Raw genomic sequence first — 12,391 nt, forward strand, 5'->3', positions numbered from 1 at the left:
GTTAAGAAAACAAGCGGCGCGCCAACACCGAACCGGCGCTGAGTTCGCGCTGCTCCAGCGTGGCGTAGAGCTGTTCCAGCTCGGCGGCAATCACCGACATGGCCTCGGGCGGCAGAGCCACACCGTGGTCGTCGGTGACGATGCCGTCCATCTCCTTGGCCAGCACCTGGGCACATTCACACAGGCGGGTGTAGGCCTGTTCGCTGCGATCAACCTGCGGCACATCCAGCGCCAGGGTCAGATCACGCAAAGCGGACTGAGCCATGTCCTCGGACAGCGCCGCCTGCGCATCAAAGCTCAGGCTCAGCACCGGTACCGGGCCGCTGGCACCGGGCAGGACCATGCGCCCAGGCATCGAACCCGGCACAAAACCCAGGCGCGTCGCCATCTGCTGCACATAACTGGCACTCCAGGCTGAGCGCCGGGCGCGCAGCACAAACACAATCTGTGCATCGTGGTCGCTGGCAAACTGGTCCAGTTCGCGCGCGCGGGTGACCTCGCGGCGCATCTCGGGGAAGTCGGCCGTGCCGTTGATCAGCTCACAAAAGGTTTCGGCCTTGACCACAAACTCTGAAAACTCAATGTCGTTCACCGCACCAGCCCGGTTGGCCAGTTGTAAACCGGCCTGCAGCTGGCTGTAACGCTGGCCAGCGTGGGGCGCCTCCCAGCGCTGGGTGCTGGTGTTCAAACCTTCCACCGCAAAGGGTTTGCTGCCCACGCGCCGGGTCGGCGGCAGTGCCGCCAGCACCGCGTCACCCGAGACCGGGGCGTCCAACGCAATGGGGGCGATCACATCAAGCAGGCTGTCCAGCGCGGGTTTTTTCTCGGGCGCAGGGATGACAAAACCGGGGTCCTCAAAACTGCCGTCCAGCGCGGCGATGTCGAGCGTGGGTTCACGCTCGAAGGGCTGGGTGTCAACGGAGGCCGCGGCTGGCGGCTGGCGTGGCCGACTTTTGCCCGACAGCCACAGGTAATAACCCAACAGGCCCAGCAGCAGCAGACCACCCAACGCGGCCAGCCCCAATTGCAACGAATTCATCCTATTTCCCCTTGATCGGCCAGATTCAGGGCCATGTCCATGTCCACCGCCACAATGCGCGAGACACCTTGCTCCTGCATGGTGACACCCACGAGTTGCTGTGCCATTTCCATGGCGATTTTGTTGTGGCTGATGAACAGGAACTGTGTCTCGTGACTCATGCTTTTCACCAGCCGCGCATAACGTTCGGTGTTGGCGTCGTCCAGCGGCGCATCGACCTCGTCGAGCAAGCAAAACGGCGCCGGGTTGAGCTGGAAGATGGCAAACACCAGCGCAATCGCGGTCAGGGCTTTCTCTCCCCCCGACAGCAGCGCAATGCTCTGGTTCTTTTTGCCAGGCGGCTGGGCAATGACCTGCACGCCCGAATCCAGGATCTCGTCACCGCTGATCACCAGGCGTGCATTGCCGCCGCCAAACAACTCGGGGAACATGCGGCCAAAGTGTTCGTTGACGGTGTTGAAGGTGCCCGAGAGCAACTCGCGGGTTTCACCGTCGATCTTGCGGATGGCGCTCTCCAGCGTGTTCATGGCCTCCACCAAATCGGCACTCTGCGAATCCAGAAAAGCCTTGCGTTCCCCCGCCACCGCCAGTTCGTCCAGCGCAGCCAGGTTCACCGCACCCAGCGCGGTGATTTCACGGTTGAGCCGGTCGATTTCAGACTGCAGACCAGTCAAGCGCACCGCGCCGTCAGCCACCGAGGCCGCCACCGCCGCCAGATCGGCCTGGGCATCGGCCAGCAGCTGGGTGTATTGCTCAAAGCCGAGCCGGGCCGCTTGCTCCTTGAGCTGGAACTCGGTGATGCGTGCACGCAGTGGGTCCAGTGCCCGTTCCAGTTGCAGGCGGCGCTCGTCACTGGCGCGCAATTTGGCGGTCAGATCGTCGTAGAGGCTGCGCTGGGCGCCCAGGTGTTTTTCACGCTCCAACTTCTCGGCCAGTGCCTGCTGCAGGCCACCTTGCGCCGCGGCGTCGTTCAGACGCAACAACTCATCTTGGGCTCTTTGGGCCTCAGCCCTCACAGAATCTGACTGTTGCGCTGCGGTTTCAATAGCGCGTGACAACTCGGCACGGCGCGCGCCCAGGCTGCGCAGCGCAAAGCTGGCTTCCTGCATCTGGCGCTCCAAGCCACGCTGCTGCTCGCGGCATTCATTCAAACGGCGCTCGGCGCTGATCACCGCGTCGTCAAGCTGGGCGTGGCGCTCCTGCGTGTCGGCCAGTTGCATGTCGAGTTCTTCAAACCGGACCTCGGCGCTGACACGGCGCTCTTGCAGGTCTTCGAGCTGGGCGTCCACCTCGGCCAGGTCCTCAGAGATCTGGGCGCTGCGCTGGCGCGCTTGCTCGGCGGCCTGGCTCAGACGCAGGGTGTCGACCTGCAGGGTGTGGACCCGCGCCTGGACCTCGGTGGCCTCGCGCCGCGCGGTTTGCAGGCGCTGCGAGGCGTCGGCATACGCGGCCTCGGCGCGTGCCAGCCGGGTGCGGGCCTCTTCGTGGATCAGCACCTGGGCACGGCGCTGGCGGTCCAGGTTCTCGATCTCCTGCGCGCGAGCCAGCAGGCCTGCCTGCTCGGAGTCGGGTGCGTAAAAACTCACGCTGCTGCGTGTGACAGCATGACCGGCCCGGACAAAAATGGTCTGGCCGGGCAAGAGGCTGTCGCGGCGGCTCAGCGCGTCTTCCAGGTTCTCGGTCGTGAAGCAGCCTTGCAACCAGTCGTCCAGCACCGCCTGCTGGCCAGCATCGTGCACACGCAGCAGGCTAGCCAAGCGCACCAACGTGGTCGCGGGCGCAGTGGCCACCGGGGTGGCCGGGCTGTAGAAGGCCAATTTGGCAGGGGGCACGTCCTGGGCAAAAGCGCGCACCAGTTCCAGGCGGCTGACTTCGAGCGCACTCAGGCGCTCACGCAGGGCGGACTCCAGCGCGTTTTCCCAACCGGGTTCAATGTGTAGCTGGCTCCACAGGCCTTGCAAATGGTCCAGCCCATGTTTCTTGAACCAGGGCTGCAACTTGCCGTCGGTCTTGACGCGTTCTTGCAAGGCCTTGAGCGCCTCCAGCCGGGCCGACAAATCAGCCAGGCTGGCGGATTCGGTGTTGACAAGTTGCTGCTGCAAGCGGCGTTGTTCGTCCAGCTCGGGGGCGCTGGTTTGCAACTCGGCTAGGCGGGCCTGCTCGATCTCGGCCTGTTCCTGCGCGTTGCTGAGCTGGGCCTGCAGGTCCAGCAATGCGACCTCGTCGGGCGCAGTGAGGTTCTGGCGGTCTTGTTGCAGGCGTTCTCGGCGCGTGCCGAGCTGGCGCGTTTGTTCTTCAATACCCCGCTGCTCAGCGGCCAGCACCCCAATCTGCTGCTGCACCTGGGCCACACCAGCGCGTTGTTCGTTGGCAGCGCGTTGCGCCTGGCGCAGCGCTTCTTCGAGTTCGGGCAGCTGCTGGGCCTGGTCTTCGACCTGGGCGGCGAGCAACTCGTTTTTTTCCTCGCCCAGCAGCTCCAGCTCGGACAGGTTTTCCAACTCGGTCTGCGCGTCCTGGCTGCGCGTGGCCCATTGAGCGGCCTGTTCTTGCAAGGTGGCCAGGCGCAGCTCGACGCGCTGGCGGCCTTCGACCACAAAACGGATTTCAGCCTCCAGGCGACCGACTTCGGTGCTGGCCTCGTAGAGCTTGCCCTGGGCCTGGTTGACCTGGTCACCGGCTGCATAGTGGGCCTGGCGCACGGTTTCGAGCTCAGCCTCCACATGGCGCAAGTCGGCCATGCGAGATTCAAGTGCATTGACCGCCTCTTGCGCCTCGGTATGGACCCGGGTCTGGTCGGTCTCGGACTCGGCGCGCTTCAAAAACCAGAGCTGGTGCTGCTTGAGTGACGCGGCTGCAGACAAGGTGTTGTACTTTTTCGCGACCTCGGCCTGTTTTTCCAGCTTGTCCAGGTTGGCGTTCAACTCGCGCAAGATGTCCTCAACCCGGGTCAGGTTCTCGCGGGTGTCGTGCAGGCGGTTTTCGGTCTCGCGGCGGCGTTCCTTGTACTTGGAGACACCGGCGGCTTCTTCGAGGAACAGGCGCAGCTCTTCAGGGCGGCTCTCGATGATGCGGCTGATGGTGCCTTGGCCGATGATGGCGTAGGCGCGTGGCCCCAGGCCGGTTCCCAGGAACACGTCCTGCACATCGCGGCGGCGCACCACCTGGTTGTTGATGTAGTAGCTGCTGGTGCCGTCGCGGGTCAACACACGTTTGACGGCGATCTCGGCAAACTGGCTCCACTGGCCACCGGCGCGGTGGTCGTCGTTGTCAAACACCAGTTCAACACTGGCGCGGCTGGCGGGTTTGCGGGTGGTGGTGCCGTTGAAGATGACGTCCTGCATCGACTCACCACGCAGCTCGGACGCTTTGCTTTCACCCAGCACCCAGCGCACCGCGTCCATGATGTTGGATTTGCCGCAGCCGTTGGGGCCCACCACGCCGACCAGTTGGCCGGGCAACAGAAAATTGGTGGGCTCAGCAAACGACTTGAAGCCGGCTAACTTGATGGAATTGAGACGCACGGGTGGGGAGGATTCTGGGCTAAAGGTGGGAAGGCATCAGCGTTTCACAGGCGGCCTGCCACAACGGCGTCATGATAACTTGCCTGACTTGGCACAGCTGTGACGCAGCCTGGCACACAGCCACCCACTGGTGCGGGCGATAGCAGTCTGGCCACGAAAAAAACAGCATCGTTTGTCAACAAAACCATAGCATCTAGCCCTTTCAAATAAAGGTCCAGAAGCCAATTTCTTATGTTTATTTGTGCCCATGGGCAATGGCCATGACCTGGGCTGGGGGCAAGGTTTTGAGGCTGTGGTCACTCCAGACACGGCGCCAATGGCGCGCACCCGGCAGGCCATGGCGCAGGCCCAGCATGTGCCGGGCCATCGTTGGCCAGGGGGTGCCGTGGGCGGCGTGTTCACGGACCATGTAGTCCACCATCTGCTGCTCCACCGCTTCGCGGCTGAGGCCAACAGCTGCCGGCGCAGCGCCCAGCAGCGCATCCCACTCGGTCAGCCACCAGGGGTTGTGGTAGGCCTCGCGGCCGAGCATGGCCCCATCGACCTGGGCCAGATGGGTCTGTAACTGTTCGGTGGTGGTGATACCGCCGTTGAGCACGATGGTCAGCTGTGGGAAGTCACGTTTGAGGCGGTAGGCCCAGTCGTAACGCAACGGCGGAATGTCGCGGTTGTCCTTGGGGCTCAGGCCTTTGAGCCAGGCATTGCGCGCATGCACGATGAAGGTCGAACAACCGGCCTGGCTGACCGCGCCCACAAAATCGCAGACAAAGTCATAACTCTCCACCTGGTCGATGCCAATGCGGTGTTTGACGGTGACCGGCACATCGACCACATTGACCATCGCCTTGACGCAATCCGCGACCAGTTGTGGCTCGGCCATCAGGCAGGCGCCAAAAGCGCCGCGCTGCACCCGTTCACTCGGGCAACCGCAGTTGAGGTTGATCTCCGAATAACCCCAGTCAGCGCCCAATTTGGCGCAGGTGGCCAGATCGGTGGGGGCGCTGCCACCCAATTGCAGGGCGACGGGTTGCTCCTCAACGTCAAAACGCAGGTGGCGCGCCACATCGCCATGGATCAGCGCGCCGGTGGTCACCATCTCGGTGTACAACAGGGCCTGGCGCGACAGCAGCCGGTGGAAATAACGGCAATGGCGATCAGTCCAGTCGAGCATGGGCGCCACGGACAAACGCCATCTTTGGGGTTCTACGGAAAACTTGGGTTGCATGGGCTGGATTATCCCAGCCAGCCGCTGGAGCCAATCCAGCAGAACAAACGCCGCGTCTTTGAGGTCAGCAAGCTATCCGGGTGGAAAACACCAAGGCGCCTGGTTATGGGCGTAAGCCATCCACAAAGCCCAGGCCGCACTGCCCGCCAGAGCCAGGCCAGCCAGCCTGACACCCCAATCGCCCTGGCTGTTGCGCCCCAAACGCAGCCACAACCAAGGACCGAGCATCATTGACACCGTGGTGCCCAGTGCAAACAAGGCCATGACCAGGGCACCGTCCAGGACATGGCCCGACAAACCCGCCACCAGCAGCGCCGAATACAACAGGCCACAGGGCAACAGAGCCCACAACACCCCCAGAGCCAGGGTGCCCGACAAACCCCGGCTAACCACCAGGCTGCGCGCCTTGGTCCAGATTTTTTTGCCAAGTTGTTCAAGCCAGATGGGTTGCTGCGCGTTCCACAGCAGGACCAGTCCCATCACCAGCACCGCCACATGGAACAGTGTCCAGACCGGCCGCAAGGCCGCGCTTTGTACCGTCATCCAACCCAGGCCCTGCATCGACGCGGCGGCGAGCGCGCCCATGGCCGCGTAACCAAGGATTCTGCCGCCTTGAAAGACCCACATGGCCGAGAGCTGACGTTCACCTGCGGCACGCCCGATACCGGCGCAAGCCGCGCCACACATGGCAATACAGTGGGGGCCGCCTGCGAGTCCCATGAACAAGGCGGTGGTGGCGAGGGCTGTTTGCATGCCCTCAGGTTAGAGGATTTTGGAAAACTTGGTGCGTGTACGGTCAGTTTGCAAATAGCGGTCAAACACCATGGCCACCGCCCGAACAAAGAACCAGCCCTTGGTGGTCACCTGGATACCGGACTCCTCCAGCGTCACCAAGCCCTGCTCCACCTGTGCTTCCATCACTTCCATTTCTTTGGCGAAGTACTGTTTGAAATCGATCAGATAGGCCGACTCGATGGACTCGTAGGACAGCTGCCCTTGGCACATCAGCGCCATGATGACACCCCGACGTACCAGGTCGTCACGCGACAGCGCCAGACCCCGCACAATCGGGAACTGCCCCTGGTCGAGAAAGTCGTAATACTCTTCCAGCGTTTTGGCGTTTTGGCTGTAAGTGGCGCCCACCCGGCCAATCGACGATACGCCCAGGCCAATCATGTCGCAATCGGGCTGGGTGCTGTACCCCTGGAAGTTGCGGTGCAGCCGCCCCTGGCGCTTGGCAATGGCCAGCGAGTCCGTGGGCAAGGCGAAGTGGTCCATACCGATGTAGACATAACCCGCCGCCATGAAGGCCGCCATGGAGCGCGCCAACATCGAGACCTTGGCGGCAGCGGTGGGGATCTCGACCGAGGAGATCCGGCGCTGTGGTTTGAAGCGTTCGGGCAAGTGGGCGTAGGCATACAAAGCGATGCGTTCGGGCCGCAATTCCACAATCTGCGCCAGGGTGCGGTCAAACGACTCGGGGGTTTGTTCAGGCAAACCATAGATCAAGTCCGCATTGACCGACTCAAAACCACGCTCGCGCGCTGCAGCCACCAACGCAAACACCTGTTCTGCCGGCTGGATGCGGTGCACCGCTTTTTGCACCGCCGGGTCGAAGTCCTGGATACCAAAACTCAGCCGGTTGAAGCCAAGCTCGGCTAGCACGTCCAAACGTTGGTTGTCGATGGTGCGGGGGTCAATCTCGATCGAATACTCCCCACCAGGCAGCAGCTTGAAACTGCGGCGCAACAAGGCCATCAGGTCACGCAATTCAGCGTCTGACAAAAAGGTGGGGGAACCACCACCAAAATGCAGTTGTGACACGGCCTGACCCAGACCCATGTGTTGGGTGTGCAGGTCGACTTCCCGGCTCAGGTAACGCAGGTAAGCCGCGGCGCGATCATGGTGTTTGGTGATGATCTTGTTGCAGGCACAGTAGTAACACAGGGCCTCGCAAAACGGGATGTGAACATACAGAGACAGTGGCAGCGCCAACGCGGCAGCGCCAGAACGACGCTGTTCCAGCGCCAGAGCGTAATCCTGAGCGGTAAATGCCTCAACGAAGCGATCAGCGGTTGGGTAGGAGGTGTACCGGGGCCCGGACACATCGTACTGCCGGATCAATGCTTCGGAGATGGGTTCTGCTGCAGATTCGATCATTGAAAATTCCCTTATTTCAGACGCTGTAACTGTGCCGCTTGCCCTCTTTTTGGCACTTGATATTGATCAACCAAGAGGGAGAAACCGAATAAGCTCAATTTGACATTTGTCAGCTGTTGGTGAAGAACAATGTCAAAATCGTGATCATGAACTATGAGACCATCAAAATCGCTTGTGCCAACTGCAATATGCGCGAGCTGTGTATGCCCATTGGCCTGACCCAGGACGAACTCAATCGTATCGATGAAATGATTGGCTCCAGGCGCAAGGTCAAGCGTGGTGAGACCCTTTTTCATAACGGTGAACGCTTCACCAACCTGTATGCGATACGCACCGGTTTCTTCAAGACGTGTATCACCTCTGAAGACGGGCGCGATCAGGTCACAGGTTTTCAGATGGCCGGGGAGATCATTGGCATGGATGGCATCGTCAATGACTACCACTCCTGCGATGCGGTGGCTTTGGAGGATGCCGAAATATGTGCCATGCCCTTTGCCCAGATTGAAGCGCTGTCAAGAGAGGTCAATGCGTTGCAGCACCACGTTCACAAGATCATGAGTCGTGAAATTGTGAGAGAACATGGTGTGATGCTTCTGCTGGGCAGCATGCGGGCCGAAGAACGTCTGGCAGCCTTTTTGCTGAACCTGGCGCAGCGCCTGCATTCACGCGGTTTTTCACAGTCGGAGTTGATCCTGCGAATGACCCGTGAAGAGATTGGCAGCTACCTGGGCCTCAAACTGGAGACCATCAGCCGGACCTTCTCGCGGTTTGTCGAGGACGGTATCGTTGCTGTCAAGCAGCGCCACGTGCACATCCTCAACACCAGCGCGCTGCAAGACATCGTCAACCCGAAGTAGTCCTTACTTCGACAACTCAGGGGACGCTTTGGGGGCGGGGATGACACCCGTGGCAGCATGGTTGCGCGCCATCATCGCTGGTGCGTCACCACTCTCGATGGTTTTTGACGACCTGATGTGTTCGATTTCAATGTCCTGGCCCGACACAATCTGGTTCGGGCTGTTGGCAATGAAATAAAAAGTCACGATGCACGCAAGAATGACGGCAACCGGGCCGCTGATCACCAGCCACACGTGACCGTAAGACCACCAGGGTTTGTCGTCGTTCAGAGACTCATTTCTCATCGGTATTCCTCTTTCATCCTCAGGTTCTGCAAAGAACAATTGACCTTGTAACAAAAAAAGAGGGAAACATGGCTGTTTCCCTCTCATCATGCGTCTAGCTCTGGCGCGGATGGGGCCAAGACCCCACCCAGAACCAACATGCTTATTGCTTGTTGGACAGGCCCCAGATGTAAGACGTCAACACTTTGATTTGTGGTTCAGTCAGATGGTAGGCCTGTGCGGGCATGACATTGACCACGCCGTTGTTGATACGTTCGATGATGGCCTTTTCACCAAAACCGTGCAGCCAGATGTTGTCTGTCAAGTTGGCGGAGCCCAGGGCTTGCATACCTTTGCCATCTTCGCCATGGCAAGCGGCACAGACAGCAAACTTCTCTTTGCCAAGAGCGGCCTTGGCCGCATCGTGCGGGCTGCCTGACAGGCTCAACACGTACTGAGCCACATTCTTGACATCTTCTTCAGTACCAAGTGCTGCGGCCATCGGAGGCATGTTGCCAACCCGACCCAGCTGGATGGTCTCAGTGATCTTCTCAGGTGTACCACCGTGCAGCCAATCGCCATCGGTCAGGTTAGGGAAACCCTTGTTGCCATGGGCATCAGAAGCATGACACTGAGCGCAGTTGTTGCTGTACAGACGTTCACCAATGGCCATCGCCGCCGGATCTTTGGCGATGTCTTGAGGCGTCATGTTGGCAAAACGTGCATACACCGGTGCCGTCTGTTCTTCACCTTGTTTGATCTCGGCGGCATGCAGACCGCTAGAGGTCCAACCCAGCAGGCCCGGGTAACTTCCCAATCCAGGATACAGCGCCAGGTAGCCAAAACCAAAAATCACGGTCAGCACAAACAAATAACTCCACCACCTGGGCAGCGGGTTATTCATTTCACGCAAATCGTCATCCCACACATGACCGGTGGTGTTGTCACTGGCGGTCATGGCCTTGGCTTTGCCCGACATGACCAGCAAAACCAGGCACGCAAGAATACTCACAACGACCAGGCCCGCGACATACATGGACCAGAATCCGTTTACAAAATCACTCATTTCTTTTACCTCTCAGTGTCTGAGTCAGTCCTGATCGAAAGGCAGTTTCCCGGCCTCGTCGAATTCAGAAGCGTTCTTGCTGGAATAAGCCCACACCATGATCCCGATGAACATGACAAAGCTCAGCAAAGTAACCACAACTCTTGCAGTGTTGACATCAATTTCCATCACTGCATCCCGGTTTATTTGACGTGAAGACCCAAACCTTGCAGGTAAGCAACCAGTGCTTCCATCTCGGTTTTACCTTTCACAGCCTCAGCTGCACCAGCGATGTCTTCATCCGTGTAGGGAACACCAACCGTACGAAGACCTTTCATGTGAGCTGGCAGACTGTCTGCATCCACCATGGCTTTGGACAACCAGGGGTATGCAGGCATGATCGACTCAGGAACCAGATCACGCGGGTTGTTCAAATGGGTGATTTGCCATTGGTCGCTGTACTTGCCGCCGATACGGTGCAGGTCGGGACCCGTGCGTTTGCTACCCCACTGGAAGGGATGGTCGTAAACGAACTCACCCGCCAGCGAGTAGTGGCCATAACGCAGCGTTTCAGCCCGGAACGGACGGATCATCTGCGAGTGACAGTTGTAGCAGCCCTCACGGGTGTAGATATCGCGCCCCGCCAGCTCAAGCGCGGTATAGGGTTTCAAACCCGCAACTGGTTGAGTGGTTGTCTTTTGGAAGAAGAGCGGAACAATTTCCACCAAACCACCAAACAACAGAACAATCAGGATCAAAACAATCATCAAGCCATTGTTGGACTCGATGGCACCGTGGGAAAAACCACCTTCGTTATTTGAATTCGCCATGATATTTTTTCCTCAAGCGTGCGCTGCAACAGCAGGGATGTTGACTGACACAGCCCGTCCGCTGGTCGCTGTTTTGATCGTGTTCCAAAGCATCACGATCATGCCGCCCAGATACAACAAACCACCCACCAAGCGCAAGACATAAAACGGGTAGCTGGCCTTGACGGATTCAACAAAGGTGTAGGTCAAGGTGCCATCGGCATTGATCGAACGCCACATCAGACCTTGCATCACACCGGCAATCCACAAAGCTGCGATATAGAGCACGATACCAATCGTGGCTGTATAGAAGTGAACTTCAATGGCCTTGACGCTGTACATCTGCTTCTGACCAAACAGGCGAGGAATCAGGTAATACATGGACCCCATGGTGACCATACCCACCCAGCCCAAAGCACCCGAGTGCACGTGGCCCACGGTCCAGTCGGTGAAGTGAGACAATGCGTTCACCGTCTTGATGGACATCATCGGGCCTTCGAAGGTCGACATGCCATAGAACGACAGGGAAACGATCAGGAAACGCAGGATGGGGTCGTCACGCAGTTTGTGCCAAGCACCAGACAGGGTCATGATGCCGTTGATCATGCCGCCCCAGCTGGGAGCCAACAGGATCAGGGAGAACACCATACCCACCGACTGGGTCCAGTCAGGCAGCGCAGTGAAATGCAAGTGATGGGGACCCGCCCACATGTAGGTGAAGATCAGCGCCCAGAAGTGAACAATCGACAGACGGTACGAATACACCGGGCGACCGGCCTGCTTGGGAATGAAGTAATACATCATGCCCAGGAAACCTGCGGTCAAGAAGAAACCCACCGCATTGTGGCCATACCACCATTGCACCATGGCATCTTGCACACCTGCGTAAGCAGAATAAGACTTCATGGCACCCACCGGAATTGCCGCACTGTTGACCAGGTGCAGCAAAGCAACCGCCAAAATGAAGGCGCCGAAGAACCAGTTGGCCACGTAGATGTGTTTGACCTTGCGTGTACCCACCGTGCCAAAAAACACGATGGCGTACGAGACCCAGATTACGGTGATCAGGATGTCAATCGGCCATTCCAGCTCAGCGTATTCCTTGCCGCTGGTAAAACCCAGTGGCAGGGACAGCGCGGCCGACAGAATCACAATTTGCCAGCCCCAGAAAGTGAAGGCCGCCAGCTTCTCGGCAAAAAGCCGAACATGGCAGGTCCGCTGGACCACGTAGTAAGACGTCGCAAACAAGCCGCAGCCGCCAAACGCAAAAATCACAGCATTGGTGTGTAAGGGTCGCAAGCGACCAAAAGACAGGTAGGAAATACCCAGGTTCAGCTCAGGCCATGCCAGTTGTGCAGCAATGATCACGCCAACCAGCATACCCACCACACCCCAGACCACGGTCATGATGGCGAACTGCCGTACAACTTTATCGCTGTACGTCGTCGCCTGCGAATTTACAAATGCCATG

General features: G+C 59.2%; 11 protein-coding genes. 1 reads left to right on the forward strand and 10 read right to left on the reverse strand.

The features are described 5' to 3' along the window. Position 1 precedes the first annotated feature (1 nt). The 5 genes from KKO72_RS00820 to hemN form a co-directional block, all read right to left on the reverse strand. Positions 2-1,039, reverse strand: a complete 1,038-nt coding sequence (locus KKO72_RS00820) for a cell division protein ZipA C-terminal FtsZ-binding domain-containing protein (protein WP_214934446.1) — start codon at positions 1,037-1,039, stop codon at positions 2-4. Beyond that, a complete protein-coding gene (gene smc, locus KKO72_RS00825) occupies positions 1,036-4,560 on the reverse strand; it encodes a chromosome segregation protein SMC (RefSeq protein WP_214934449.1) in 3,525 nt (1,174 codons plus the stop codon). The genes KKO72_RS00820 and smc overlap by 4 nt, the downstream gene beginning before the upstream one ends. Positions 4,561-4,795: 235 nt before the next feature. Continuing rightward, on the reverse strand, positions 4,796-5,785 hold the full coding sequence (dusA, locus tag KKO72_RS00830; RefSeq protein ID WP_214934452.1) for a tRNA dihydrouridine(20/20a) synthase DusA: 990 nt from the start codon (positions 5,783-5,785) through the stop codon (positions 4,796-4,798). 72 nt (positions 5,786-5,857) lie between these two features. Then, complete coding sequence (locus KKO72_RS00835) at positions 5,858-6,538, reverse strand: sulfite exporter TauE/SafE family protein (protein ID WP_214934455.1); 681 nt, start codon at positions 6,536-6,538, stop codon at positions 5,858-5,860. Positions 6,539-6,547: 9 nt separating this feature from the next. After that, a complete protein-coding gene (gene hemN / locus KKO72_RS00840) occupies positions 6,548-7,945 on the reverse strand; it encodes an oxygen-independent coproporphyrinogen III oxidase (protein WP_214934458.1) in 1,398 nt (465 codons plus the stop codon). A gap of 146 nt (positions 7,946-8,091) precedes the next feature. Between hemN and fnr the strand changes: the two genes are divergently transcribed. After that, on the forward strand, positions 8,092-8,802 hold the full coding sequence (gene fnr, locus KKO72_RS00845; protein WP_078366994.1) for a fumarate/nitrate reduction transcriptional regulator Fnr: 711 nt from the start codon (positions 8,092-8,094) through the stop codon (positions 8,800-8,802). A gap of 3 nt (positions 8,803-8,805) precedes the next feature. On the opposite strand, the gene KKO72_RS00850 is transcribed toward fnr, so the two are convergent. The 5 genes from KKO72_RS00850 to ccoN all read right to left on the reverse strand — a co-directional run bounded on the left by KKO72_RS00850 (position 8,806) and on the right by ccoN (position 12,390). Further along, positions 8,806-9,087: a nitrogen fixation protein FixH gene (locus KKO72_RS00850; RefSeq protein WP_214934460.1), complete on the reverse strand. Its 282-nt coding sequence runs from the start codon at positions 9,085-9,087 to the stop codon at positions 8,806-8,808. Positions 9,088-9,229: 142 nt separating this feature from the next. Beyond that, complete coding sequence (gene ccoP, locus KKO72_RS00855; RefSeq protein ID WP_214934463.1) at positions 9,230-10,132, reverse strand: cytochrome-c oxidase, cbb3-type subunit III; 903 nt, start codon at positions 10,130-10,132, stop codon at positions 9,230-9,232. Between the two features lie 24 nt (positions 10,133-10,156). Then, on the reverse strand, positions 10,157-10,300 hold the full coding sequence (locus KKO72_RS00860; RefSeq protein ID WP_207160680.1) for a cbb3-type cytochrome c oxidase subunit 3: 144 nt from the start codon (positions 10,298-10,300) through the stop codon (positions 10,157-10,159). A 14-nt stretch (positions 10,301-10,314) separates the two neighbouring features. Continuing rightward, entirely contained in the window at positions 10,315-10,941 is a 627-nt protein-coding gene (gene ccoO / locus KKO72_RS00865; RefSeq protein WP_214934466.1) for a cytochrome-c oxidase, cbb3-type subunit II, read from the reverse strand. Between the two features lie 12 nt (positions 10,942-10,953). Further along, a complete protein-coding gene (ccoN, locus tag KKO72_RS00870) occupies positions 10,954-12,390 on the reverse strand; it encodes a cytochrome-c oxidase, cbb3-type subunit I (RefSeq protein ID WP_180130968.1) in 1,437 nt (478 codons plus the stop codon). Position 12,391 lies beyond the last annotated feature (1 nt).

Source organism: Rhodoferax sp. U11-2br, assembly GCF_018619435.1.
GTDB lineage: Bacteria > Pseudomonadota > Gammaproteobacteria > Burkholderiales > Burkholderiaceae_C > Rhodoferax.

What these genes read in the sequence shown, in the direction of transcription:
- KKO72_RS00820 (WP_214934446.1), bottom strand. Translation starts at nt 1,039, where the DNA reads ATGAATTCGTTGCAATTGGGGCTGGCCGCGTTGGGTGGTCTGCTGCTG.
- dusA (WP_214934452.1), bottom strand. Translation starts at nt 5,785, where the DNA reads ATGCAACCCAAGTTTTCCGTAGAACCCCAAAGATGGCGTTTGTCCGTG.
- KKO72_RS00835 (WP_214934455.1), bottom strand. Translation starts at nt 6,538, where the DNA reads ATGCAAACAGCCCTCGCCACCACCGCCTTGTTCATGGGACTCGCAGGC.
- hemN (WP_214934458.1), bottom strand. Translation starts at nt 7,945, where the DNA reads ATGATCGAATCTGCAGCAGAACCCATCTCCGAAGCATTGATCCGGCAG.
- fnr (WP_078366994.1), top strand. Translation starts at nt 8,092, where the DNA reads ATGAACTATGAGACCATCAAAATCGCTTGTGCCAACTGCAATATGCGC.
- KKO72_RS00850 (WP_214934460.1), bottom strand. Translation starts at nt 9,087, where the DNA reads ATGAGAAATGAGTCTCTGAACGACGACAAACCCTGGTGGTCTTACGGT.
- ccoP (WP_214934463.1), bottom strand. Translation starts at nt 10,132, where the DNA reads ATGAGTGATTTTGTAAACGGATTCTGGTCCATGTATGTCGCGGGCCTG.
- KKO72_RS00860 (WP_207160680.1), bottom strand. Translation starts at nt 10,300, where the DNA reads ATGGAAATTGATGTCAACACTGCAAGAGTTGTGGTTACTTTGCTGAGC.
- ccoO (WP_214934466.1), bottom strand. Translation starts at nt 10,941, where the DNA reads ATGGCGAATTCAAATAACGAAGGTGGTTTTTCCCACGGTGCCATCGAG.
- ccoN (WP_180130968.1), bottom strand. Translation starts at nt 12,390, where the DNA reads ATGGCATTTGTAAATTCGCAGGCGACGACGTACAGCGATAAAGTTGTA.